This is a genomic window from Candidatus Moraniibacteriota bacterium, assembly GCA_026396275.1.
In the GTDB taxonomy this organism is placed as follows: Bacteria; Patescibacteriota; Minisyncoccia; order Moranbacterales; family JAPLXC01; genus JAPLXC01.
The window spans coordinates 26,230-52,060 of record JAPLXC010000004.1; the positions used below are offsets into that span (position 1 = coordinate 26,230).

The 25,831-nt window shown below is 40.7% G+C and carries 22 protein-coding genes; 16 read left to right on the forward strand and 6 right to left on the reverse strand.

Annotation, left to right across the window (positions count from 1 at the left end):
- Positions 1–38: 38 nt before the first annotated feature.
- The gene (gene miaA / locus NT136_01160) at positions 39–965 is read right to left on the reverse strand and encodes a tRNA (adenosine(37)-N6)-dimethylallyltransferase MiaA (GenBank protein MCX6765552.1); all 927 of its coding nucleotides are present in this window, start codon (positions 963–965) and stop codon (positions 39–41) included.
- 64 nt (positions 966–1,029) lie between these two features.
- On the reverse strand, positions 1,030–2,403 hold the full coding sequence (gene miaB, locus NT136_01165) for a tRNA (N6-isopentenyl adenosine(37)-C2)-methylthiotransferase MiaB (GenBank protein ID MCX6765553.1): 1,374 nt from the start codon (positions 2,401–2,403) through the stop codon (positions 1,030–1,032).
- Positions 2,404–2,593: 190 nt separating this feature from the next.
- Between miaB and NT136_01170 the strand changes: the two genes are divergently transcribed.
- Together NT136_01170 and NT136_01175 are read left to right on the forward strand one after the other, a co-directional pair.
- The gene (locus NT136_01170) at positions 2,594–2,860 is read left to right on the forward strand and encodes a hypothetical protein (GenBank protein MCX6765554.1); all 267 of its coding nucleotides are present in this window, start codon (positions 2,594–2,596) and stop codon (positions 2,858–2,860) included.
- Positions 2,861–2,891: 31 nt separating this feature from the next.
- Positions 2,892–3,173 carry a hypothetical protein gene (locus NT136_01175; GenBank protein ID MCX6765555.1) on the forward strand — a complete coding sequence of 94 codons (282 nt, stop codon included), beginning with the start codon at positions 2,892–2,894 and terminating at the stop codon, positions 3,171–3,173.
- Positions 3,174–3,340: 167 nt separating this feature from the next.
- Here the strand turns inward: NT136_01175 and thrS are convergent, their stop codons facing one another.
- Positions 3,341–5,122 carry a threonine--tRNA ligase gene (thrS, locus tag NT136_01180; protein ID MCX6765556.1) on the reverse strand — a complete coding sequence of 594 codons (1,782 nt, stop codon included), beginning with the start codon at positions 5,120–5,122 and terminating at the stop codon, positions 3,341–3,343.
- A gap of 216 nt (positions 5,123–5,338) precedes the next feature.
- Between thrS and NT136_01185 the strand changes: the two genes are divergently transcribed.
- From NT136_01185 to NT136_01195, 3 genes are all read left to right on the forward strand, one after another.
- On the forward strand, positions 5,339–6,124 hold the full coding sequence (locus tag NT136_01185) for an ATP-binding cassette domain-containing protein (protein ID MCX6765557.1): 786 nt from the start codon (positions 5,339–5,341) through the stop codon (positions 6,122–6,124).
- 146 nt (positions 6,125–6,270) lie between these two features.
- Complete coding sequence (locus NT136_01190) at positions 6,271–7,020, forward strand: ABC transporter permease (protein MCX6765558.1); 750 nt, start codon at positions 6,271–6,273, stop codon at positions 7,018–7,020.
- 109 nt (positions 7,021–7,129) lie between these two features.
- Positions 7,130–8,326, forward strand: coding sequence for a hypothetical protein (locus tag NT136_01195; GenBank protein MCX6765559.1), 1,197 nt, complete (start codon positions 7,130–7,132; stop codon positions 8,324–8,326).
- Here NT136_01195 and NT136_01200 read toward each other — a convergent pair.
- Both NT136_01200 and NT136_01205 read right to left on the reverse strand, forming a co-directional pair.
- On the reverse strand, positions 8,323–11,811 hold the full coding sequence (locus NT136_01200; protein ID MCX6765560.1) for a DNA polymerase III subunit alpha: 3,489 nt from the start codon (positions 11,809–11,811) through the stop codon (positions 8,323–8,325). The genes NT136_01195 and NT136_01200 overlap by 4 nt on opposite strands.
- A 311-nt stretch (positions 11,812–12,122) precedes the next feature.
- Complete coding sequence (locus tag NT136_01205; GenBank protein ID MCX6765561.1) at positions 12,123–12,344, reverse strand: hypothetical protein; 222 nt, start codon at positions 12,342–12,344, stop codon at positions 12,123–12,125.
- A 47-nt stretch (positions 12,345–12,391) separates the two neighbouring features.
- Here NT136_01205 and NT136_01210 point away from each other — a divergent pair, with 47 nt between their 5' ends.
- From NT136_01210 to NT136_01255, 10 genes are all read left to right on the forward strand, one after another.
- Positions 12,392–13,105 carry a ribonuclease HII gene (locus tag NT136_01210; protein MCX6765562.1) on the forward strand — a complete coding sequence of 238 codons (714 nt, stop codon included), beginning with the start codon at positions 12,392–12,394 and terminating at the stop codon, positions 13,103–13,105.
- Positions 13,106–13,481: 376 nt separating this feature from the next.
- Positions 13,482–13,973 carry a transcription antitermination factor NusB gene (gene nusB / locus NT136_01215; GenBank protein MCX6765563.1) on the forward strand — a complete coding sequence of 164 codons (492 nt, stop codon included), beginning with the start codon at positions 13,482–13,484 and terminating at the stop codon, positions 13,971–13,973.
- Positions 13,974–14,104: 131 nt separating this feature from the next.
- Positions 14,105–14,788 (forward strand): ribonuclease III, encoded by a 684-nt coding sequence (gene rnc / locus NT136_01220; GenBank protein ID MCX6765564.1) that lies wholly within the window; start codon positions 14,105–14,107, stop codon positions 14,786–14,788.
- An 847-nt stretch (positions 14,789–15,635) separates the two neighbouring features.
- The gene (locus NT136_01225; protein ID MCX6765565.1) at positions 15,636–17,225 is read left to right on the forward strand and encodes a D-aminoacylase; all 1,590 of its coding nucleotides are present in this window, start codon (positions 15,636–15,638) and stop codon (positions 17,223–17,225) included.
- A gap of 121 nt (positions 17,226–17,346) precedes the next feature.
- Positions 17,347–18,753, forward strand: coding sequence for a UDP-N-acetylmuramoyl-L-alanine--D-glutamate ligase (gene murD, locus NT136_01230; protein ID MCX6765566.1), 1,407 nt, complete (start codon positions 17,347–17,349; stop codon positions 18,751–18,753).
- 462 nt (positions 18,754–19,215) lie between these two features.
- A complete protein-coding gene (locus tag NT136_01235) occupies positions 19,216–19,590 on the forward strand; it encodes a hypothetical protein (protein ID MCX6765567.1) in 375 nt (124 codons plus the stop codon).
- 376 nt (positions 19,591–19,966) lie between these two features.
- Entirely contained in the window at positions 19,967–21,280 is a 1,314-nt protein-coding gene (locus tag NT136_01240) for a UDP-N-acetylglucosamine 1-carboxyvinyltransferase (GenBank protein ID MCX6765568.1), read from the forward strand.
- Positions 21,270–21,725, forward strand: coding sequence for an NUDIX domain-containing protein (locus NT136_01245; GenBank protein MCX6765569.1), 456 nt, complete (start codon positions 21,270–21,272; stop codon positions 21,723–21,725). The genes NT136_01240 and NT136_01245 overlap by 11 nt, the downstream gene beginning before the upstream one ends.
- A gap of 120 nt (positions 21,726–21,845) precedes the next feature.
- On the forward strand, positions 21,846–22,859 hold the full coding sequence (locus NT136_01250; GenBank protein MCX6765570.1) for a rod shape-determining protein: 1,014 nt from the start codon (positions 21,846–21,848) through the stop codon (positions 22,857–22,859).
- A 45-nt stretch (positions 22,860–22,904) separates the two neighbouring features.
- Entirely contained in the window at positions 22,905–24,149 is a 1,245-nt protein-coding gene (locus NT136_01255) for a glycosyltransferase family 1 protein (GenBank protein MCX6765571.1), read from the forward strand.
- 57 nt (positions 24,150–24,206) lie between these two features.
- On the opposite strand, the gene NT136_01260 is transcribed toward NT136_01255, so the two are convergent.
- On the reverse strand, positions 24,207–24,533 hold the full coding sequence (locus NT136_01260; GenBank protein ID MCX6765572.1) for a hypothetical protein: 327 nt from the start codon (positions 24,531–24,533) through the stop codon (positions 24,207–24,209).
- Positions 24,534–24,605: 72 nt separating this feature from the next.
- Here NT136_01260 and NT136_01265 point away from each other — a divergent pair, with 72 nt between their 5' ends.
- On the forward strand, positions 24,606–25,820 hold the full coding sequence (locus NT136_01265) for a glycosyltransferase (protein ID MCX6765573.1): 1,215 nt from the start codon (positions 24,606–24,608) through the stop codon (positions 25,818–25,820).
- Positions 25,821–25,831: the final 11 nt, after the last annotated feature.

A 25,831-nucleotide genomic window follows, 5' to 3' on the forward strand; every position in this document is an offset into this window, starting at 1 on the left:
AAAAATAGGTCTCGATATTAATCGAGACCTTAAAAATTTTATTTTAAGAATTTTTCACTTGCTTCCTTAATTTTCTTATAACTTTCTAGCCATTCAACTCTTTTGTCTTTCCTGAACCATGTCATTTGCCGTCTGGCGTAGTTTTTAATTTCTTGATAAAGTTTTTCTTTCATTTCCTGAAGTCCTATTTTCTTTTGCAGATACAGCGCAATCCAGTGATATTCAAGGCCGAAACTTTCCAGCCGTTTCCATCTTACGCCATATTTAAAATGCAAATCTTTTACTTCCTTTATCATTCCCTGATAGAATCTTTTTTCTAACCGAACTTTGATATTTTTGTGCAATTTTTCTTTTGGCAGTTTTATTCCAATCTGAAGAAATTGGAAATTGGAAATTGGAAATTGGAAATTTGGTTTTGGGACATATCCCAAAACTTTGGCTATCTCAATTGCCCTAATCAACCTCACTTTATTATTTTTGTCAATATTTTTCGCTCTTTCGAAATCTAATTTTTGAAGCATTTTAAATAATGTTTCCGCGGACCTGTTGCGTAACTTGTTACGTAACTCTTTATTGGGCGCAACGGCGGGGAACTGGACATTATCCATAATGGCTTTGATCCAAAATCCTGTCCCGCCGCAAATAATAGGCAATTTACCGCGTTTTAAAAGAGCAGGGATAATTTTGTCAACTGCTTTTTTAAATTTTGCTACATTATATTCAGTTTTTGGGCTAACAATATCTATCATGTAGTGGGTAATTCCTTCGGATATAAATGTTTTATGCTTCATGTTGCATGTTCCATGAATCTTGCCTGTTCCTATGTCCATATGACGATATACTTGCCGGCTGTCAGCTGAAATCACCTCGCCGCCGAATTTTTTGGCAAGTTTAATCGCAACGTCAGACTTGCCGCTGGAAGTTGGCCCCAATATTACAATAATTTTACCACTCGAATTTTTCATACTAAATGAAATATGCAAATCCTTGCATATGCAAGGATTTGCATATGGACGCTAAGGGGGCGTATTATGATAAAATTCCCTCTAAATTCCAAATGTTAGCTTTAATAATTTTAATTTTGACAAATTTGCCAACGAGATTTTTTTGAGCGCTTTTAAATTTTACATTCTTCATTGTTCTGGTTCTGCCGAAATAAAATCCATCTTTTTGGCTGTCTATTATGACTTTAAATATTTTTCCCAAATAATTTTTATTATTCTCAAATGCCGTAATTTTCAGAATTTCATTCAAAAATTTTTCCCGCCTTTCTTTTTCTTTTTTGGAAACATTATCTTTCATCTTCCAAGCGGCGGTTCCCGGGCGGGGAGAAAATTGGCCAAAGTAAACCATATCATATTTGACTTTTCTCATAATTTCAGCGGATTTGGCAAATTGTTTTCTGGTTTCCCCGGGAAAACCAACAATTATGTCAGAGGTTATCGCATATAAAACTCCCGGCTTGTATTTAGTAAACGCGGATTTAATTTTTTTAATCAGTCCCGGATAATGTCTGGCCGTATAGTTTCTGTTCATTCTTCTTAGTATTTCGTCGTCTCCGGCCTGGATGGGAAGATGCACATATTCACAAACTTTTTCGCATTTAGCAATTGTCTTAATCAATTCATCTGACATATCTTTCGGGTGGCTGGTTAGAAAATGAATCCAGAAATTGCCGGAGATAGCATTTATTTTTTTAAGAAGCTTGGAAAAGTTTATTTTTCTATAATTATAAGAATTCGCGTTTTGTCCAAGTAAAATAATTTCTTTATATCCCTTTTTCACTAAAACTCTGACTTCCTTAATAATTTCCTTTGCCGGACGGGAAATTTCCCTCCCTCGGGCATAGGGGACAACGCAATAAGAGCAAAAGTTGTTGCAGCCGGTCATGATCGGCACGAAGGCAGAATATTTTGTGTTGTATTTTGGCTCAATGTTTAGGTAATTGTCATTGCGAGGGAGCCCGTCAAAGGCGGATAAACTCCGCGACCGTGGTAATCCTGTAGATTTATCATCATTTAAATTATCTAGAGATTGCTTCCACCGCCAAGGTGAGGTCGCAATGACAGACAAAATTTTTTCCGGGAATTCTTTTATTCCACAAAACAAATCAACTTTATCTTTTAACCTTCTCTGCACATCTTTTCTATTTGCCAAGCACCCGGTTAAAACAATAATCTTTTTTGTTCTATGTTTTGTGTTCCATGTTGTAAGATTATGTATTTGTCCATAAACCCGATCCTCTGCGCTTTGGCGCACGCCGCAGGTGTTGAAAATCACCAGATTGGCCTCATTGATATTTTTCCCTGGCTTAAATTTATGCAATTCCAAAAATGCCGCAATTCGTTCAGAATCGCTATAATTCATCTGACAACCAAAGGTTTTAATAAAATATTTTTTCATTCAATTTATATGTCATTCCGGACTCCAATCCGGAATCTAGTTAATTTTACTGGATTCCCGCCTGCGCGAGAATGACAGTTAAAATTGCTTGACAGCTAAAGGTTTTGATGAAATACTTCATGGAAGTTTCTTTAACAAACAAGTATTCATTAGGATACTTAATAATAAAACTAAAATCAAGGGAGGATAAATGAAGCCGGGAGTTTTAGAACGTAAGATAAGAAAGATAGTAGAATATTCAAGAGACAAACAGCCGATGTTAAGAATCATCAAAAATAATGGTGAATCAAAATTCGGCGAATATATTCAATTAGGAATCATTGAAGGCGGCGGAAGAGCTCTCTTTACCAGAGATTCGGGGATCAGCGTTTATCCCTTGCGTGAGATTTCTGGCGTAGAATATATTTCAAAAAGTATAGCATGTTATGCATTAAACCGATCGCTGATTTTTAATTAAAAGTTTCAGTGAAAATCAAAGGAGGAGGAAAATGGAGAAAAAACAAATGCAAAAAGAAATAAAAGAAATTATTAAAAGAAATGGTGCTTTTCCTGCCCTAGTTGTTTTGACTAAGAAAGGTCTTTTGATTCTTGGTGAGCTTCAAGCATTATACTCAGACAGATTGGCGCTAAGAAAGTTTAATACGCCTCCAGAACAAGCAGAAGGTTGGACATTTATAACGCATTCAGCTGTTGAAAAAATAAAACATGTGCCGCAGATTGAATTGATTAATATGATCAACAATCTTGAATCTTGCTGTCTTGTTTGGTAAAATATGCGCCATTTAAATGTACGCAGAAAGTAAAAATAAGCCGACGGAAAATCCGCTCAGCTTTCTTTTTTGTCCAAATTTCTGATAAGTAACTATTCGCGCGAATAGTTACCAGTACTTTATTCGATGTTACACTTAACGTCGGCCGACAGTATGTGTAGTAAGAGTTATTTCTTTTCTGTGATTTCTTTGGTAATTTTTTCAATAAATTTCTCCAATTTCATAGTTTCCTGATTTCTATTATCTCTTTCTCTAACGTTCACACTATCACTTCCCATTTCTTTTTCTCCAACCACTAGCATATATGGGATTTTTTGCTTTTCGGCATCGCTGATGCGTTTGCCTAGTGTCTCGGATTGGTTGCTAATTTGAGAGCGAATATTATTAGCTAATAGAAGCGAATTAATTTTTTCAGCGTATCTAGAAAACTTTTCTGAAATTGGGATAATTACCGCCTGAACAGGAGAGAGCCAAACGGGAAAAGCGCCGGCAAAGTGTTCCGTAATAATTCCAATGAATCTTTCAAAAGCGCCAAAGATGGCAGCGTGAATCATCACCGGCGTTTTTTTCTTTCCGTCTTTATCTACATATTCTATCTCAAACCTTTGGGGAAGTTGAAAGTCAAGCTGAATGGTAGCTAGTTGCCAAGAGCGGCCCAAGGCGTCTTTAATGTCAATATCAATTTTCGGCCCGTAAAAGACACCCTCTTTATCTTTTATTTCGTATTTAACTCTTTCTTTCTTAAGCGCATCTTCTAAATCTTTTTCAGCTTCATTCCAAGTCCTAATATCTCCCATAAAATCATCTGGCCGGGTGGAAAGATAAAATTTCGGCTCAATTCCAAAACAACCATAGTATTCTCGCGTCATCTTGAGCAATATCCTGATTTCTTCTTTAACCTGATTTTTGGAGAGAAAAATGTGCGAGTCATCCTGGGTAATTTGGCGAACACGCAAAAGGCCGTTAAGCTCACCCGATTTTTCGTTGCGCATCACATGGCCGATCTCCGTATATCTTATTGGAAGTTCTTTGTACGACCTTTGTTTTTCCTGGTAAATTTTTATATTAAAAGGACAGTCCATTGGCTTGATAACATACTTATTACTGTCGACTTCGAAGTGAAACATGCTTTCTTTATAATGCTCCCAGTGGCCGGAGATTTCCCAAAGTTTTCTTTTAGCCAGGATCGGCGTCTGTATTTCTTCATAACCGTATTTCTTACGTATGTTTTTTCCTAATTGTTCTAGTTCGTTCCAGATAATCATTCCCTTGGGATGCCAGAAAGCCGAACCGGGAGATTCAGGGTGAAAGGAATATAAATCCAAATCTTTCCCCAGTTTTTTGTGGTCTCTTTTTTCAGCTTCTTCCATATTTTTCAAATAATCATTCAGCTCTTTTTTGGTTTGAAAAACCACGCCATAAATTCTTTGCAATTGCTTGTTTTTTTCATCGCCTTTCCAATAAGCGCCGGAGATTTTGGTAAGTTTAATCGCGTCGGGATTTATTTCGCCAGTAGAATCCAAATGTGGTCCTGTACAAAGATCGACGAAGCCCCCAGTTTTATAAATTGTTACCATCACCGATTTTTTTTCTTTTGACAGTATACTCCGATCGGAGCATACTGTTATATTAGCAGAAATGTCATTTAGAAGTTCGACTTTATATGGCTGGCCGGCTTTTTTGAAATGTTTAATGGCATTCTCGGCTGTGATTTCTTGCCTCTCAAATGGATAATTAGCTTTAATGATTTTTTTCATTTTTTCCTCCAGGATTTCCAGGTCTTCGGGAATGAGAGTCCGCGGCAAATCAAAATCGTAATAAAAACCATTTTCAATAGCCGGGCCTATCCCAAATTTGGCTTCGGGAAACATTTCCAAAACCGCCGCGGCAAGAACATGCGAAGCCGAGTGCCTTAAAATTTCTAGATCGCTATTTTTTTTGCTTAACATATTTTCATTATAGCTAAAAAATAAAAGACCTAAAAACATAGGTCCTGGGCCCCGATGTAACTTCGGGGGGTTCCACCCAAGTTGTCCGATGTAACCATCAAACCACTCTTTAAGCTGTTGCGCCAGCTTCTGCGGAAACTCGACGGTTGGTAGCCGTGTCATTGTTTCATTCAATTAATTGTAGTATATTAAAAATATTCAAAAAATGCAATATTTATGATCAATGTCAAAAATCTCACCAAAAAATTCGGCGATTTCGTCGCTGTGGATAATTTTTCTTTTTCAGTTAACAAAGGGGAAATTTTTGCGTTTTTAGGGCCGAATGGCGCCGGGAAAACTACCACCATAAAAATATTTACGACGCTCCTTCAGCCGACGAGCGGGAAAGTTTTGATAAACGGCTTTGATCCGGTGGAAAATCCGGATGACGTACGCTGTTCTTTTGGAATTACTTTTCAGGACCAGAGTTTGGATGATGAGCTTACGGCTTATGAAAATATGGAATTTCACGGAGTACTTTACGGCATTCCCAAAGTAACTCGCCGAACCAGGATTGAAGAATTGTTAAAGATTGTCGAGCTTTGGAAAAGAAAGGATGATTTGGTCAAAGAATTTTCCGGCGGAATGAAAAGACGGCTGGAAATTGCCCGCGGGCTTCTTCATCACCCGAAAATTTTATTTTTGGACGAACCAACATTAGGACTTGATCCGCAAACACGAACTCTCATTTGGAATTATATTAAAAACTTGAATGAGAAAGAAAAAATTACCGTTTTTTTTACGACGCACTATATGGAAGAAGCCGAAAAAGTAGCAGATCGAATCGCCATCATTGATCACGGAAAAATTATATCGGAAGGTACCGCGCAGGAATTAAAGTTAAAAACCAACACAATATCACTTGAGGACGCATTTCTTGCTCTCACCGGTGAAACTATCCGCGACGAAGGCGGGACGGCAATCGAAAGATTAAGAACGGCGAGAAAAGTGTGGAGAAGATAATATTGAAAATTTCTAATTACTAATTTCTAATGTCTAATCAAATCCCAATTTAGGAATGAACAAACTAATAAAATTTTAGACATTATCATTTCAAGTATTGGTTATTAATCAGAAATCAGGTCAATTATAAATTGGACATTATGAACATAGTGAATATTATATATATTCTCTGGCTTCGGCAGGTGAAAAGATATTGGCGTTCGAAGCCCAGAATGATCGGCTCTTTAGGCCAGCCAATATTGTTTCTGGTGGCTCTGGGTTTTGGCTTCGGTCCGATTTATCAGTGTGCGGGCGGAGGAAATTACATCGAATTTTTAGCGCCGGGCATTATTGCCATGAGTATCATCTTCACCGCCATGTTCACTGGTATTGAAGTCATTTACGACCGTCAGTTCGGGTTTTTGAAAGAAACGCTGGTGGCTCCGGTGCCGCGCTGGGCTATAATGTTTGGCCGGACTCTGGGCGGAGCAACAGTCGCAGCCTTGCAGGGAATTGTGGTTTTTATAATATCGCTTTTCATCGGATTCCGGCCGGAAATAGCGGCGCAGTCGCTTCTGGCTTTGGTTTTTATGGTATTAATTGCGATTTTTTTCACCGCCTTTGGAACAGCCATTGCTTCGCGCCTCGAAGATATGCAGGCCTTTCCTTTGATAATCAACTTTCTTATTATGCCTCTTTTCTTTCTTTCCGGAGCGCTTTTCCCGATAGAAAATGTTTCAGGGGCATTGCATACAATTACAAGCTTCAATCCACTCTCCTACGGCGTGGACGGTATTCGCGGGGCGCTGACAAATCAAATTCATTTCGGCTTCACAAGTGATTTTACTTTTTTAATCATCGTGACTTTTCTGGTACTGGCAATTGGAACATATCTTTTTTCAAAGGTTGAGGTTTGAGTTTACTGAATTTTAAGAAGTGGTAGAATAGGATTAACTAATAACTTACTACTAACTACTAGCTGCTTCCGCCAAAGGCGGATTCTCCCCTGGCGAAAACAACAACCATATGCCAGAAGAATTCAAAATCAAAAACGAGGATGTAATGCCTATGAAAAAAAGCAAGAAACCAGTGATAATTATTAGCACGGTTATTGTAGTGATTTTAGCGCTTGGCGCGCTGGGATATTTCGGCTGGAAATACTATTCAGGAAAGCAAACACAGCTTAATGAGCTGAAACAGCAATTGGAAAATCTTAAGAAAGAATCGGAAAACCTGGCCGGCCAGGCAACTACGCAGGAAAATCAAGCGGGAAATGAAGGACAGAGTGAAGAAACGGCGGACGAATATGCCGGCTGGAATATTTATACCAATTCAGAAGTAGGATATCAGCTGAAATATCCGGCTGACTGGACAGTAAAAGAAACAAGCGAACATAGTGAGATTCTGGATAAGTATGTGAAATATGTGACTTTGTATACTCCTGGCAAGAAATATTTTCTTCACTGGGGGCTGAAATACAAGGGTGATAATTTTGGAGCCACCGACCGTACGGGACTGGGCGCCGGGGATTTTATAAATACCGGAAAGAAAATTGCGATTCTCGGAACAGAAGTGGATGTGGTGAAGCAGGTGTATAAAGGTGAAACCCAGGAAATGTTTTTTCCTAATGCCGGGGAAACTAAAACTTCCGACGGAAAATACTCTTTTGTAAATTCATTTACATATAACACAACTCACAAATCAACCGATCCGGATCTGGCCGGAATTCCGGAGGAAAAACTAGCCGAAAAAATTCTTATATCGGTAAAAATTATTCCGCGCACGGCCGTTCAAACCGGCTGCGCTTCAACTTTGACTGCTTCTGATAAATTGGCGATAAAAACCTGGAAAACTTATAAAAACGACAAATACGACTATTCCTTTAAGTACCCGGCCGATTGGACTTACGACAAAGTAAGCGATAAGCTTATAAATTTTGAGGGAAATGATGACGTTGTTTTTTCTTGGCGAAGCGAAGAGATGACAGCACTGGGATACGAGGGCTGGGAACTGGACACAACAAAAAATTTGAAAGTAGCCTGCCAAAGCGCGAAATCGACTTATCTTGAACAAGGAGATGAGCGGATGATTTTCACCCAATTTAAAAAAGATAGTATCAACCATATGACCAACTTCGGTTACAAATACATCGGCGCCTCGCTTTCCAGCGACATGGTGGAGATGTATGACTTAATTTTGAAAAGTGTGGAATTTAGTGATTAGTAAATGTCAATCCTTCCTTCTGGAATAACACTTTTTAATTCTTCTTTCAGTTTACCATTGTCTTTGATGCAGTATGGGGTCTCCAGTTTAGACCCGTTGATATTAAGATAAATCTTCATTGCTCCCAGCTCGCATTGATCAAAGAAACGAGATAGCTTTTTAATGGTTTCCTGCTGGGAATGAGAAGGAAGAGTGATGACTAGCTTTTTCCTTTCTTTATTGTAACCGCTGCTGGTCTTTTGGATTGACTGGACTCTTTTGAAATTATCCAAATCCTGCTGGCTTATAATCTTCGCCTCATCCGCTATTAATTTAAACACACCCTCCTTATCGGAAAGTTTTCCTTCAACAATTACTATTCTATCTTCCTCCCATACTCCTGACGTTCTTTCCAGAACCTTGGGAAAAACAAGAATCTCAAGCCGCCCCTGCAAGTCCTCGATGGTCACGAAAAGCATGGTACTGTTTTGGTTTCTCACGTGAACCTTTTGAATTCTGCTTATCACTCCGCCGAGGCGGACTTTGCCGCCAACCATTTTTTTGTCGAGAGACCGGATAGGAATAACCGTTTTTTCCAGGTACTCGCGAAAATCAGAAACAGGGTGATCGCTGACGTAAAGCCCCAAAAGTTCTTTTTCCCACCCGAGCTTTTGTTTTTTAGTGGCCGGTTCAGTAGCAACCAGCGGAATAGTGGGGGGAGCAAGAATTGAATCACTAAACAAGCTTGATTGATTGGAACAACGTGACTTTTGAATATTGCGGGAAAAGATTAGGATGTTTTCTAAACTGGCAAGCAATTGATTGCGCTCGCCTAATTCGTCGAGAGCTCCAACTTTAATCAATGATTCCAGAGATTTTTTGTTCAGGTCCTTGTGCTGAATGCGCTCGGTGAAATCAGCAATACTCTTGTATTTTCCGCTGCGCTTCCTTTCCTCGACAACTTCATGGGCTATGGTATGACCGACATTTTTTATGGCATTAAGCCCAAAGCGAATCCGTTCCACCTTGTCTTCTCCGATAATCACCGCAAATTCCTCAAAACTTTCATTAACGTTGGGAGGAAGGACTTCTAGTCCCATTTCAGTGGTTTCGGCGACTTCAATGGCGATCCGGTCGATGTCATCCTGGTCGGAAGTGAGAAGCGCTGCCATAAATTCAGCCGGGAAGTGGGCTTTGAGATAAGCTGTTTGGTATCCGATAAGCGCGTAACAAGCGGCATGAGACCGGTTGAAACCATAGCCAGCAAAGGGCTCAATAAAATCAAAAACCTTTTCAGCGATTTTCTTTCCAATTCCGTTGCGGACGCAGCCCTCAACAAACTTGATCCTTTGCTGTCTGATTAGTTCGGGAATCTTTTTGCCCATCGCTTTCCGGAGAACATCGGCTTCTCCGAGAGTGAAACCGGCCAGGTCTCTGGCGATCTGCATAATTTGTTCTTGGTAAACCGCGACGCCGTAGGTGTTTTTGAGAATTGGTTCCAGTTTGGGATGAAGATAGTTGATTTTTTTCTTTCCGTGTTTTCCGGCTATGAAATCCGGAATCCACTCCATGGGTCCCGGACGGAAAAGCGCCACCATGGCGATAATATCTTCAAAGTTAGTCGGCTTGAGCTGCTTCAGATACCGCTTCATTCCCGAACTCTCCAACTGAAATACCCCGGTGGTCTTGGCTTCTTGGAGAAGCTGATAAGTTTTTTTGTCATCCAAGGGGATATCGTCAATGTTAATATCAATATTTTTTATTTTGCGCACGATTCGAAGCGCGTTTTGAATAATAGTGAGGTTTTTAAGCCCCAGAAAATCCATCTTCAAAAGTCCGATTTTTTCCACGTAGCTTGATTTAGTGGAAGAAGAATATTGGGTAACTGTCCCTTCCTTTTTCCCGGCGATTTTCTGAAGAGGGGAATATTCCGTTACCGGATTTTTCGTAATTACCACTCCGCAGGCGTGCATTGAAGCGTGACGGGCCACTCCCTCTAGGCGCCGGGCGCTGTCAATGAGTTTTTTAGCGGCGGGGTCGGACTGGTATAATTGCCTGAATTCACTGGCTTGATCCAGCGCGTCTTCAATAGAAGAAAAAATCGGGATCATTTTAGCCGCTTTGTCGCAAAAATCGTAAGGGTATCCTAGGGCTCGGCCGGCATCGCGGATAGCGGCGCGCGCCGCCATTGTTCCAAAAGTGATGATTTGGGCCACTTGATCATGCCCATATTTTTGGCGCACATAATCAATTACTTCGTCGCGCCGATCATCAGCAAAATCCATATCAATATCGGGCATTGAGATTCTTTCCGGGTTGAGAAAGCGTTCGAATAAGAGATTATATTTAATAGGATCAATATTGGTTATTCCAATAAGATAAGAAACCAAGCTTCCCGCAGCGCTTCCCCGGCCAGGTCCGACAACGATTTTGTTTTGTTTGGCCCAGTTGACAAAGTCCTGGACGATCAGAAAATACGAAGCAAAAGCGGTCTTTTCTATGACCGAGAGCTCATATTCCATTCGCTGGCGGTGTTCTTCAGTAAACCCTTTTCCGAATCTTTTTTCCAGTCCTTCTTCAGCAAGATGCCGAAGATAACTCTCTGGAGTAAAACCAGAAGGGACTTCTATTTCAGGCAGAATGGTTTTTCCCAAGTGAAGTTCAAAGTTAATTTGATCTACTATTTTTTGAGTGTTCGCGAGGGCTTCCGGAATATGCCGGAAGGTCTCTTTCAGTTCCGCCGGCGTTCTCATTGAAAGATCAAAAGCAGTGAGATTCATCCGGTCTTTTTCCTGAACCTTCCGGTTGGTTTGAATGCAAATCAGAATATCCTGAATCGGCGAGTCGTCCTTTTGCACGTAATGAACATCGCTAGTGGCAACAACCGGAATTCCGGTCTCGCGGGAAATTTTTATTATCCCCTCGCTGGCAATTTTTTGCGCCGGATAATTTGGATGATCTTGCAATTCCAAAAAGAAATTACCCCGGCCAAAAATTTTTTCGTATTCCAGGGCTGCCTGCTTCGCCCTTTCATATTTACCAGAAACAATATGGGAAGGAATTTCTCCCTCGATGCAGCCGCTAAGGCCTATCAAGCCCTCTGAATGGCGGCGCAGAATTTCTTTATCAATCCTGGGCTTGTAATAAAACCCTTCAAGATGGGATACGGAAATAAGTTTCATTAAGTTTTTGTATCCCTTCTCGTTTTTAACTAAAAGGATGAGATGATAACGAAGACGGTCTTCGGCAGTCGGATTTTTATTGGCCAGCCCATTGGGAGCCAGATACATCTCGCAGCCGATGATCGGTTTTATTCCCCGCTCTTTGGCTTTAATGAAAAATTCCACGGCGCCATAGAGCACTCCGTGGTCAGTGAGAGCCAGGGAGTCCATGCCCAGTTCCTTGGCGCGATCAAGAAGCTCGTCGATTTTGGCGAGACCGTCGAGAAGAGAATAATGAGAGTGGACATGTAAATGAGTGAATTTGGGTTTTGCGGTTTCGGACATAATTCGTGTTTAAAAAATCCCAATTTCAAAACCCAAATGTCAAATAAAATCCAAAAAATTAAAAATAAAAAACGGCCTTATGGAGCGTTTAAAAAATCTTGGAAATTTGAGCTTTGAAATTTGACATTTTTTTATTCTATCCTCATTCCCCGGGTTGCCCCTTTGGAGTTTGCAGGGTAGTTCTCTACGAATTACTAATCACATACGAATGTACGAATCCGTGATTTGATTATAGCAGGTTTGGGGAAAAAGAAAAGAAGCGACGGTTTATATGTCGCTTCTAGCGGTTTTTAAACAAGGAATGCTTCACATTACCAAGGCGTCCTTCTTCGGGTTTTACTCTCAATTTTGCCAATATCAGTTGGTAATTTGTTCAGTTCCACCATTTTTTCGTAGAAGCTTTTTAAGCTTCTTCCGGAGGCCTTTAATGCTTCGTGCAAATAAAGAATTATAACTGCCGGAAGAAGGATAATTAATCCTGCTAATACTTTTAAAACTTCTATCGGATGAAGGTACCACCTATAACTTTTCATTAGTTCCTCCTTTGCTGTGAACTTATTTAAGATGTTATAATAAATTTATGAAAAAGTCAACCTTTGAACTAGAAAATAAATTATTGAATGATGGCTATGATTTTATTATCGGCATTGATGAGGCGGGGAGAGGGCCATTGGCGGGCCCCGTCGTTGCTGCTGCAACGATAACCCGCAATTTCCAATTTCCAAATCTCAATTTCCAAAAAAATGTCAAATGTCAAATGTCAAATGTCAAGATGTTTGATCTTATCCGCGATTCAAAAACCTTATCTGCGAAGCAGCGGGAAAAATTATTTGATTTCATTCAAGAACACTTTTACGTAGGGATCGGAATTTGCGATCACCGGACAATTGACAAGGTAAATATTTTGCAAGCGAGTTTTTTGGCGATGAAAGCGGCCCTATCAGACCTGAAATCAAAAATCAAAAATCAAAAATCAAAATTACAATTTAAAAATCAAAAAGAAATATTAGACACCAGGTACAAAATACCAGATACAAAATACATAGTACTCGTTGATGGCAAGCACAAAATTCCCAATTTTTCCCATAAGCAAAAAAATATCGTCAGCGGTGACAAACTTGTGAAATCCATTTCCGCTGCTTCAATTGCGGCTAAAGTCACCCGTGACCGGATAATGTTGAAAATGCATAAAAAATATCCACACTATGGATTTAGATTAAAAAAGCATGGACCTTGCCGAATTCACCGGAAAAGTTTTAAGCCGGTAGAAAAACTTGTCAAAGCAAAGAAATGATGATAACTTAACAATGTAGCCATTAACAGTTTAGCAATTTACGATTATGTCTGTACCAAAGCAGCGTCATACTAAAGGCAGAAGAGATCGAAAAAGGAAAAGATTCACAGTTCGCGCCAAGAAAATGCAAACTTGCCCGAAATGCTCAAAACCGGTGCTCCCTCACCGCGTTTGTTTGGTATGCGGTTATTATAAAGGAAGGGAAATCATGGACACGCTTAAAAAGTCAAAAGGCAAAAAAGTAAAAAAATAGAGATGACTCCCCGCACCAAATTCCGTTAATTCTCTACGAACTACGAATTTTTACGAATGTACGAATCTTGGTTGTTTTATTTTTTCGTACTTTAGTACTTGTTCGTAATTCTTAGGCAACTTCATGGCAAATAGACATCTTCAGCGTTCCGTGGCGATGCAGTCCCTTTTTGAGTGGGATTTTCAAGGGCGCAAAAATGAAGAAGTGCCAGAGATTGTCGAACGCAATGTTCAAGAATTTGCTTCCGGACTGGAGGATTCCAGTTTTGTCAAATCACTGGTGGAGGGAGTCCTAAAAAACCGCGATAAAATAGACGCTTTAATAGAAAAATGCGCTCCCGAGTGGCCGCTGGACCAGGTGACGGCCGTGGATCGCAATATTCTGCGGCTGGGGATTTATGAGCTGATGTTTGGCAATTATGAGGAGGTTCCTCCCAAAGTGGCTATAAATGAGGCAATTGAGCTGGCTAAGACCTTTGGAGGGGAAAATTCCGCCCGGTTTGTCAATGGTGTGCTGGGAACAATTTATCGGGAAATGGGAGAGCCCCTTAAAGACGATGATGGCCAGAAGAGAAAACAAAAAGCGGAAGAAATAAAGAAAAATAGTGGAAAATAGTTAATTTTTTAAATCCGAAATCCCAAGCTCAAATTTCAAATAAAATCCAAAATCCCAAATCTAAAATTTATTAATTTGGAATTGGAATTTCATTTGGCATTTGGATTTTGAACTTTGGATTTATCATCTTTATGATTGAAAATCTTTCCAAAAAGCTCGGAGTAAAGTTTAAAAATCAGGATTTGCTTCAGTCGGCGGTGACTCATCGCTCTTACCTTAATGAAAATCGTAGTTACGGAATAGAGCATAATGAACGGCTCGAGTTTCTGGGTGACGCGGTTTTGGAATTGATTATCACTGAATACTTGTATAAAACTTACTCCAACCCTGAAGGAGAGCTAACTAGCTGGAGATCGGCTTTGGTCAATGGAGAAAATCTGGCAAAAATCGCCGGAGAGCTGGGAGTGGAAGAATTCCTACTTATGAGCAAAGGTGAAGCCAAGGATACGGGGAGAGCCCGTCAATATTTGCTGGCCAATGCTCTGGAAGCCATTATTGGAGCGATCTATCTTGACAGAGGATACCAGGAAGTCCAGCAATTTGTTTTGAAGTACATCGTGGCAAATTTAGACGAGGTATTGAAGAAAGGACTTTATCTTGACGCGAAAAGCGTTTTTCAGGAAAAGTCCCAGGAGGAAGAAAAGATCACCCCTTCCTACCGGGTGCTAGAGGAATGGGGGCCCGACCATGACAGGCATTTTGTGGTAGGCGTGTTTCTTGGTGAAGAGTTGATTGCCAAAGGGGAAGGAAAGTCAAAGCAGGAAGCCCAGCGGGAGGCGGCAAAAAAAGGATTGGAAGTTAAAAGATGGATGTAGTAGATACTAAGATACTGGGATATTAGGATATTCATTGAAGTTTGTAGAAATTAAAGGGGAGAAGTTATCCACAATTGATGAAAAATTATATTTTGCTATAATTAACCTAATAGAACAGGGAAGAACAAATTTTAAAAGGAGGACTTGAGGGGTGCATAGTCATGACGCATTTTTGTTTTTTAACAATAAAAAAGGAGAGAGAATATTATGCCCGAAAATTGGTGGTATCTTATTTTTGAAACTTTTCTAAACCCTGTCAAGTTGATAACTGGTGTAATAGTTGTGGCGCTAACCTACGTTGTCCTATATTTCATATTCGGCCGCGATAAAAAATCCTGTTTATTGAAAGGAGGTGATTACGGTAAAAAAGCCAGAGGGAAAATGTTGTAAGATTCATCATGTTGTTTACTGGATTTATGTGCTACGCTCTAATCTTGCAAGATTAGAGCGTAATAAATTTTTCATTAAAAGGAGGTCACCATGATTTTTACAAGGATTTTCAAAAAAATTGCAACTAAAAATTCTTTGTAAAAGGAGGTGATCGGGCAACGGCTATCAGAAGTAGACGACCCAATCTAGACGGATAACCGGTTTATAAAAAAGAGAGGTGAAATTTAATTTAGGCCGTTCGTGCCAAATTTGACTGGTTATTTCGCAACCAGGGGGCAGAGCGCTTCCTTGGAGATTTCAAAAGATAGAGGGCTGGATTTATCCAGCCCTTTTTAAATTGTTCGACAGCTTGAAAAATGGTACAATAGTTCCATACGAATAATAATTCAGATGATATCCAAATTAAGAACGAATTCGGATAGTAATTCGGATATAATTCGGGTAGGAATTCGTATCTATGTACGACATAATAATCAAAAACGGGAAGATTATTGACGGTACCGGCCAGCCGATGTTTGCGGCTGACATTGGAATTAAAGAGAGCAAAATAAAAGAAATAGGAGATCTCCATAATGAAAACGCGGAGGTTGTTATCAATGCTGAAAATCACTATGTGGCGCCGGGATTTATTGACGTCAATAACCACTCTGATACCTACTGGAGGATTTTTCTGGATCCGGAACTCCCGAGTTTGATTTATCAGGGAATCACCACCGTTGTTGGTGGAAACTGCGGATCGTCACTGGCTCCCTTAGTCAATCAGGAAATTATTCAAGCAATTCAAAAATGGGCGGATATCCGAAAGGTCAATCTTAACTGGCTGACCATGAAGGATTTCCTGGCGGAGATAGAGTGCCGAAAGCCCTCTGTTAATTTCGCCACTTTGGTGGGCCACAGCACGCTGCGCAGGGGACTGCTTGGCAATGAAGTCAGGAGTTTGAACACGGAGGAGTTGAAAATAATGAAAAGGATGCTGAAAAACGCTCTGAAAGAAGGAGCCCTTGGTCTTTCCACGGGCTTGGTTTATACTCATGCCAAATTGGCCTCCGAAAAAGAAATTGCTGAAATTGCCGAAGTCGTCAGCAGCTACGGGGGCGTGTATACGACTCACGTTCGGGGAGAATCCCAGGAGCTTTTGGAAGCAGTCGAAGAAGCAATCAAGACCGCTTCAGCCACGGGAGTGAAATTGCAGATCTCCCACCTCAAGGCGATTGGCGAAAAGAATTGGCACTTGATGGATGAAGCGCTAAATCTTATTGAAACCGCCCGCACCAGCGGAATTGACGTGAACTTTGATGTTTATCCTTACACCGTAACGGGTTCGGTTCTTTATATCCTTCTTCCTGACTGGGTAGCGGAAGGAGGAAAAAGGGCGATGATCCACCGGCTCAAAGACCCTAATATTCGCGTGCGGGTATTGCGGGAAATGGAAGAGGATAATTTTGATTATTCCAAAGTCGTCATTTCCATTTCTCCTTTGGATAAAACCCTCACGAGAAAAAGAGTTGTTGATATTGCCCGGGCGCAGGAAAAAACGGTTGAGGAAATAATTGTTGATCTTTTAATAGCCAGCGAGGGAAGAGTCATAACGATGATGGACGTGTTGAGTGAGAAAAATGTGGCCAAAGCCATTCAGCATCCTTTTTCCATAATTTCCTCCAACGGCGCGGGGTACAGCATAGAGCATAGCGAATCAGGAGAAGTGGTTCACCCCCGCAATTTCGGATCGTTCCCCCGGGTGCTGGCCCGCTATGTCCGGGAAAAAGGGATTTTAAGTTGGGAGGAAGCCATTCACAAGATGAGCAGCAAACCGGCGGAGAAATTCGGGATTAAAAAGCGTGGCGTACTTGAAAAAGGAAATGTCGCTGATGTTATTGTCTTTCATCCGGAGGATATTCAGGATCTGGCTACTCCGGAAAATCCCTATCAATATTCACAAGGGATGCAGTGGGTCATTATAAATGGAGAAGTGGTAATGGAAAAAGGGAATTATTTGGGCAAAAGGGCGGGAGAAGTGATCAGAAGATCTTCGTCAAGGTGGTTTTGAAATAAATCAAAAATTAAAATGCAAAAATCAAAATGACAATGCAAAGTCCAAAAAGAATAATTTTCTTTTTATATTTTAATTTGTCATTCCTGCCCGCCGGCGGGCAGGTTGAATTATTATTATGGATTTAACTTTCTTCAAAAACAAAAGGGTTACCGTTTTTGGTTTGGGATTGCAGGGAGGAGGAGTAGGAACGGTAAAATTCTTGGTAAAGCAGGGAGCACGGGTAATAGTTACCGATATCAAAGCCAAGGAACAGCTGGTCCCTTCGCTCGAAGCTCTCAAGGGGCTGAAAGGCGTTGAATTTGTTTTAGGCCAGCATCACCGGGAAGATTTCATCAAAGTGGATATGGTAGTGAAAACCCCTCCTGTTCCCTGGAACAATGAATATGTAAAACTGGCGCTAGCTCATAACATTCCGGTGGAGATGGACTCCAGTTTGTTTTTTAAGTTCTGCAAAAATCCTATTATCGGAGTGACTGGTACGAAAGGAAAGACAACAACAGCCACACTAATTTATGAGATTTTGAAACTGGCCGGGAAAAATCCCGTGAAGGTCGGAATCGGCCAGGCATCCGTGCTGGATAGATTAGAACTCTTAAAAAAGGATTCGGTGGTGGTGTTTGAACTGTCCAGTTGGCGGCTGTCGGCTTTGGGAAAAGCGCAAATGAGTCCTCACATCGCGGTGATTAAGAATATTCTTCCTGACCATCTTAACTATTATAGAACCATTGACGACTATCTGACTGACAAAGAAAATATTTTCCTTTATCAGAAACCCAAGGACTTTCTGATTATCAATGAAGACGATGAAAGGTTGAGAGAATCATCTAAAAAGGCCAAGTCGCAGATAATCAGATTTTCCGGACGTCCGATCAAGGAGGGGAAAGCGGTATTTCGCGAAGACAATTTTATTTATCTTAACGACGGCGTGGATACCAAGAAACTTGTAGATATTAAAGATATTAAGATTCCCGGCGAGCATAATATTTATAACATTATGGCTGCCGCTGCCGCCGCCTATGTTTACGGAATACCAATTGAGCAAATAAAAAAGGCAGTAGTCGATTTTTTCGGCGTTCCGCACCGGCTGGAATTCGTGAGAGAACTTCGCGGCGTTCGCTATTTCAACGACACGGCGGCGACCATTCCTGATGCGATGATGAGTGCCCTTGAGTCATTTGTGGAGCCGATTGTTCTAATCGCCGGCGGAACTGACAAGAAACTGGATTTTTCCCGGGCCGGAGAAGAGATTTTAAAGAAAGTTAAATATCTGGTACTCCTTAAAGGCGATGCAACAGAAAAACTTCTGGAGTGTATTGGAAAAAATTTACCCGAGAAAGAAAAAGGACAGAGCATAGAATTTGAAGTGGTTGATTCCATGCAAAGGGCGGTAGAGCTGGCTTCTCAAAAAGCAGAAGAAGGGGATGTCGTGCTTCTTTCGCCGGGAGCGGCGAGCTTTGGATTATTTTTAAACGAGTTTGACCGCGGAGATAAGTTCCGGGAGGCGGTTAACACTATTGAGTAGCTTAAATACAACCAGAGCGAAGTGAATTCCAAAGGTTGACAAAAGGTGAAAATTGGCCTATAATAGATATAAGAACAAGTAAAAGGGTGTTTCTAGGGTGAAACGCCTTTTTTGATTTTTTGCTATGAAAAGCCATTTTCAGAGCATTTTTAGGATAAGAAGTCCAAAGCTGCTAGTTGCAACAGCCGTTCTTTTCGGCATGCTTGTGTTCTTTCAAGCCCAACCGGTTTGGGCTAGCGAAGTAACGGTTCAAAATATTATTCAACTGGTAAATAAAGAGAGAATCTCACAAGGACTGGATGCGCTAACAGAAAACTCGCTGCTTTCGCAAGCAGCCCGGGAGAAAGTCAGTGATATGGTCAAAAATAATTATTTTTCCCATACTTCGCCAAGTGGAATATCTCCCTGGCACTGGGTAGAAAAAAGCGGCTACGATTACAAGTATGCAGGAGAGCTCCGGCTGTGGGAGTTGTCCGCTCACTGGAAAATGAACCAGCCAAGCAACCGGTGGAAGAAAAAACGGCCAGTCAGGAGAAAAGCCAATCACTTATTCCTTTGTCAAAAAGCTTGTATTTTGAGCAGGTTGGAGAGGTTAAAAAAACGGAAACAGGATGCGCCAATGGACTGTGTTATTTTAACCAGGCCAATAGCTTGTTTTATCCGGAAAGAAAAATTTCAGAAGAAGCAGCTTGGCTTGTGGCCGTGGTCGTTCTTCTGCTTTCCATTATTTTCAATGCGATAACGCTTTCCCGCCAGAATAGCCACAATCCTTTCATTGCCGCTAATACCGTAATCTTGCTTATGGTTTTAACATCGGTGATTTTCTGGAAGATGTAGCTACATGTTAGAGCAAGGAGAGAGTAATAATGCTGAATAATGACTTTTTAATATAGCGGAAACCGGTTCCTTAACATAAAAACATAAACAAAAAAGGGGAATATAAAAAAACTTTAAAGGCAAGAATCCTTGCCTTTCCCTTTAAGTAGGGAAATAATATTAAAAAGAAACGATCCAGAATCGTTTCTTTTTTGTTCTCCTCCGCTCAAATACCCAGCGGCTTGCCGCGGGGATAAAGGCGAAAGATATTAAAGAAGTTCCAGTGATAATAAAAGGGCTTTGGCGAATTTCGCTAGACACCTCGCAGCTTAACTGCGAGGAGCTTCATTTTGCGGTTTCTTGAAAAAAATAGAAAGGTAGAATATACTAAAGAAGTATGGAACAATTCGAGATTATCGGTGGGAAAAAGCTAAAAGGGGCGGTAACAGTTAACAGCTCTAAGAATGCAGCTGTTGCTTTATTAATGGCATCTCTTATTAATAAGGGGAAAACTACACTTAAAAATGTGCCCCAAATTGAAGAAGTTAACCGGCTAGTCGAGGTGCTTAAAAGCATTGGAGTAAAAATTTCGGCAAAAGGCAGGAATCTTGAGATAACTTCACCGGAAAAAATTGAAATTGGAAAAATTAACAGAACATCGGCGAAAAAGACAAGATCAATCGTTCTTATGATCGGAGCATTAGCGGGAAAATTGAAAAATTATACTATTCCCCAATGTGGGGGATGCCGCCTGGGCAGCAGAACTGTTGTTCCTCACTTTATGGCTCTTAAAAATCTCGGATTGATAATTAGTACAAACAGTAAGGGTTTTAGGGTCAATTCAAAAAAACTTAAACCGGCGGAAAAAATTGTCCTTTATGAAACGGGTGACACAGCTACCGAAAACGCGCTTTTGGCAGCCGCTCAAGCAAAAGGAAAAACAACAATAAAATTAGCATCAGCTAATTATATGGTCCAAGACCTTTGCTTCCTGCTTGAAAAAATGGGAGTGAAGATAAAAGGAATAGGAACAGGAACACTTGAGGTTTATGGTATGAGAAATATAAAAAAGGATGTGGTTTATAAAATTAGTGAGGATCCAATAGAAGCCATGTTTTTTCTTTCCATCGCGGCTACTTGTCAGGCAAATCTGAAAGTAAAAAGATGCCCGATTGATTTTTTGGACCTTGAACTCTTAAAACTTTCCAAAATGGGATTACGCTATAAAATAGTAAGACGCTATGCATCCGGAAATGGGAAAACGAAATTGGCCGATATCGTAACATGGCCTTCAAAGCTAGTGGCGCTTGAGGACAAAATTCATCCTCTTCCTTCAGCGGGGATAAATATAGACAACCTCCCGTTCTTTGTCCCTATTGCCTGCGTGGCTAGAGGAAAAACACTTATTCATGACTGGGTTTATGAAAATAGAGCGATTTATTTTACGGAACTTAATAAGCTGGGAGCGCGGGTAACCCTTCTTGATACTCATAGAGTAAATATTGAAGGACCTGCGAAATTAAAAGGTTCGAAAATTTTATGCCCGCCGGCGCTTCGCCCAGCGGCGATAATTCTAGTCGCCATGCTCGCGGCCAAAGGTAAGTCAATTTTAAAAGGCGTTTATCCGATAAATAGGGGATATGAAAATTTGGAAGAACGGCTCAAAAAAATCGGAGCAGATATAAAATTTTTTTCAAACAATGAAAAATAAAACGCAAAACTTAATACCAGGAAAAGATTGTATTGGGGTCGAAGGAGGCGTCTTGATTTTTAATAAAAAAGGCGAGGTACTTTTGATGAAACGGAGTAAAAATTCCAAGAATGAAGCTGATTGGTGGTCGAAACCCGGCGGAGCAGTGGATTTTAATGAAAAAGCAATAGATGCGATGAAAAGGGAAATAAAAGAAGAATTGAATGTTGATATAAATATCTGGGGCTATTTGCCGCATACTGATCATATTATAAGAAGAGAAAAGCAGCACTGGGTAGCTATAAATTATTTAACAAACATAAAAAAGGGGAAACTGAAAATAATGGAACCACATAAGTGTGAAGAAATCAGATGGTTTAGCATGAAAAAATTGCCAAAAAGAATTACTCAAACTGCTAGAGAACCAATTAAGAATTATTTGGCGGGGAAATTTATCAAGTTATAGTAGTGTCATTCCCGCGGAAGCGGGAATCCAGTATTTATCTTTCTGGATTCCGGCTCGGAGGCCGGAATGACATAATTATATGATTCGTATATTCGTAAGTGATTAGTAATTAGTAGCCGTATGAGTTTATTTGTCCGAAAAATTGGAATTGATCTGGGGACAGCCAATACTCTGGTTTTTGTTCCTGGGCGCGGAGTGGTCATCAACGAGCCATCAGTGGTGGCCATTTCTATTTTAGAAAATGAAGTGCTAGCAGTAGGAAACCAGGCAAAAGAAATGCTCGGGCGCACTCCGGACTCAATCGTCGCTAGCCGTCCTCTCAAAGACGGAGTAATCGCCGATTACCGGATAACCGAGGCAATGCTCAAATATTTCATCAACAAAGTGACTGGCAAAGTTCGTATTTTCCGTCCAGAGGTGATGATTTCCATTCCGGCGGGAATTACTTCAACTGAACGCCGGGCAGTCGTTGATGCCGCTATCAAAGCCGGAGCGAAAGCCGCCTACATCGTGAAAGAGCCATTGCTTGCGGCTATTGGTGCGGGAGTTCCCATTCACAGCGCCCAGGGAAATATGATAATTAACACCGGCGGCGGCACCACGGAAATTGCCATTATCTCACTGGGAGGAGTAGTGGCGGCTCACAGCGCTCGGGTAGGCGGCAACAAACTCGACCAGGCCATTTCCGACTACGTTAAGCGCAAATACGGTTTGGCAATCGGAGAAAGAACCGCCGAAGAAATAAAAATAAGCATCGGATCAGCTATTGCTCAAGTTAAAGAAGAATATATCGAGGTCCGCGGCCGCGACTTGATGGGAGGGCTTCCCAAAATGATCCGGGTATCTTCCAATGAAGTGACAGAAGCCATTCAGGATGAATTGCGTGAAATTATTAATGCCATCAAAAAGGTCTTTCAGGAAACACCACCGGAACTGGCGGCAGATGTTATTGATAAGGGAATGGTGCTTTCGGGAGGAAGCGCTCTGCTTCGCAATTTCGACCAGCTGATCACTAAAACAATAGGAGTTCCCTGTTACGTGGCCGACGATCCTCTGTTTTGCGTGATAAAAGGGATTGGAATAGCTCTGGATAATTTGGAGGTGTACAAAAGGACAATAATGCTGACGAAATAATTCATATAACATATAACATGAAACATGTAACAGAATAATTGTTTTATGTTTTATGCTTTATGCTTCATGTTGATTGGCATTGATGCTTCCCGGGCTTTTATTAAAAACCGCACGGGAATTGAGGAATATTCTTATCAAGTAATCAGAAACCTGGTCCCGCTACTTAAAGATGATCAGGTTGTTTTATATGTGAGAAAAAATCAAAAATCAAAAATCAAAAATCAAAATGTCAATGTAAAAATTAAAATTATTAAATTTCCCTTTTTATGGACTCAATTAGGTTTGTCGCTGGAAATGCTGTTTCACCCCGTTGACGTATTGTTTATCCCGGCGCATACGGTACCGATAATCCATTCCAAAAATACAATCGTGACAATCCACGGACTGGAATATGAATTTTTCCCGCGGGCTTATTCTTTTTGGGAAAGATTATATATGCGCTGGTCGATAAGAAATTCGTGCCGGTGGGCAAAAAAAATAATCGCGGTTTCAAATAATACTAAAAAAGATTTAATGAGATTGTATAAGGTGCCGGAAGAGAAGATTGAAGTTATTTATGAAGGCTATGAGGATTGTCATTCCGGGCTTGACCCGGAATCTAGTCTAAAAAACTTAGATGCTACACTGGATTCCCGTTTTCACGGGAATGACAAATATTTATTATTCATCGGCCGATTAGAAGAACGCAAAAATATAGTTGGTATTATTAGGGCCTTTGAGATATTAAAAAAGCAACATAAAATTCCGCACAAATTAATACTCGCCGGAAAATTCGGTTATGGTGAAGATAAAATAAAAAATTATATTTCCAAATCGTCTTATAAGTCCGAGATAATTACGCCTGGATATATTAGCGAAGAAGAAAAATGGGAACTTTTAAAAAATTCCGACGTATTTTTATTCCCGACTTTTTATGAAGGTTTTGGCCTGCCGATTCTTGAAGCCCAAAGCGCGGGAGTGCCGGTGGTGGCGGGTAATAATTCGTCAATACTGGAGATCACTACAGTATCTGCCTCCCCTCAGATGAGGGGAGGAAATGAAGGAGGGGAGTTGAAAAAAACATATGATCAGCCCCTCACTCTTAATCCCTCTCCCCATTTGGGGCGAGGGGGAGTAGAGTCCACACTTTTAGTGAATCCTCATAACCCCGAAAAAATTGCCGAAGCAGCCTATAAGCTTATTTCTAACAAGGCCTTGAGAGATGATATAATACAAAGAGGCTATGAGAATGTGAAGAGGTTTGGGTGGGGAAAGTGCGCTGATCAAATTGCTAAATTATTAACAAAATAAAAAAGGAGCAAGTTCGATTACATAAACTTGCCCCTTACTCCGGTTGTTTCTATTGATCTAACATCGAAATCCGTTGAACCAGAAATTTAACATACGCCATGCCATTTGTATAATGATACCAATTACGAAAAGTATAGCAAAAAAAGCATATGCAAGTGGATAAACTAAGAAGAAAACCCATTTTGATGATTTAAAATCTGATTCTGAAAATTCCTTTTTTTGGCTTTCTCGTAAGCGATCCACATATCTTTCTGGTTTTCCTGATTCTTTCCAAGAAGCAAATACATGTGCTACTGGGAATGCCCATCTTGCATAAAAACCTACAGAAATAAGTCCGAGCAATAAATATGCAGGGATGATATATACAAACGGAATTCCTAACATATTGTCCTCCTAAAGAACTAGAATTTTGAAATCTAACCTAGCAAGATTTCAATAGACAATAATAGCATACCCATGCAAAAAAGTCAAGCCCGTAAAGATGCTTCGCATCCATGGGCCAAGGAATTAAAAGTAGCTCTTATTCACGATTTTCTCCTTTACCCTGGCGGGGCGGAGAGGGTTTTGGAAGTGCTCGCGGAGATGTTTCCGGAAGCGCCTATTTATACGTTACTTTATGATCCGGAAAAAATGAGGGGGAAGTTTTCCGGTAAGGACATTCGCGTTTCATATCTCCAGAAATTTCCTAAGTTTTTACGCAAACGCTACCAGTGGCTTCTGCCGCTTTTCCTGGTTGTTCCGGAAACGTTCGATCTTCGCGATTTTGATCTGGTAATATCGTCTTCCGGCGCCTGGTCAAAAGGAATTGTTACCAAGCTCAATACCATTCATATCGCCTACATTCACTCGCCGATGCGCTTTGTGTGGGACTATAACGAGCGGTACCTAAAAGAACAAGGACAAAAGAAAATCTGCTTATTAAAAAGGTTTATTTTAAGCTACGCCCGCCTCTGGGATCGCCTGGCAGCCGACCGGCCGGATTATTTGATCGCTAATTCGAAGTACACACAGGAAAGGATAAAAAAATATTACCGGCGTGAAAGCACGGTTATTTACCCGCCGGCATATATTGATGTCGTTGCGAGAAGCGAAGCGGCGCGGCAATCTCGTTCAAATAAGGATAGTGTTATTACTCCGGGGTCCCTCGATTTTGCTCGGGACGAAGAGAAATTCTTTCTCGTCGTTTCCCGTCTCTCTCCCTACAAAAAAGTTGACGTTGCGGTCGAGGCCTTCAATAAACTAGAACTGCCTTTAGTTGTTATTGGAGAAGGGAAGCAGGAAAAGTACCTGAAGCTAATCGCTCGAGGAAATATTCAGATACTGGGCTGGCAGAATGATGAAACAGTAGAGCGTTATTATTCAGGTGCCCGGGCTTTTATATTTCCCGCCGAAGACGACTTTGGCATTACGATGGTTGAAGCAATGAGTCATGGTATTCCAGTAATTGCCTATGGCAAGGGCGGGGCAATAGAGATAGTTCAAGAGGCAGTTACCGGAGAGTTTTTTCATGCCCAAACGCCGGAAGTTCTGGCTGACGGAGTGAGAAGATTTATGGAGAAGGAAAAAAAATATGATAAGGAAAAGATAAGAAAAAAAGCGGAGGAATTCAGTAAGGAGAAATTTAAGAAAGAGTTCAGGGAGTTTGTAAATCATATAACATATAACGTATAACCTTTTTGTTT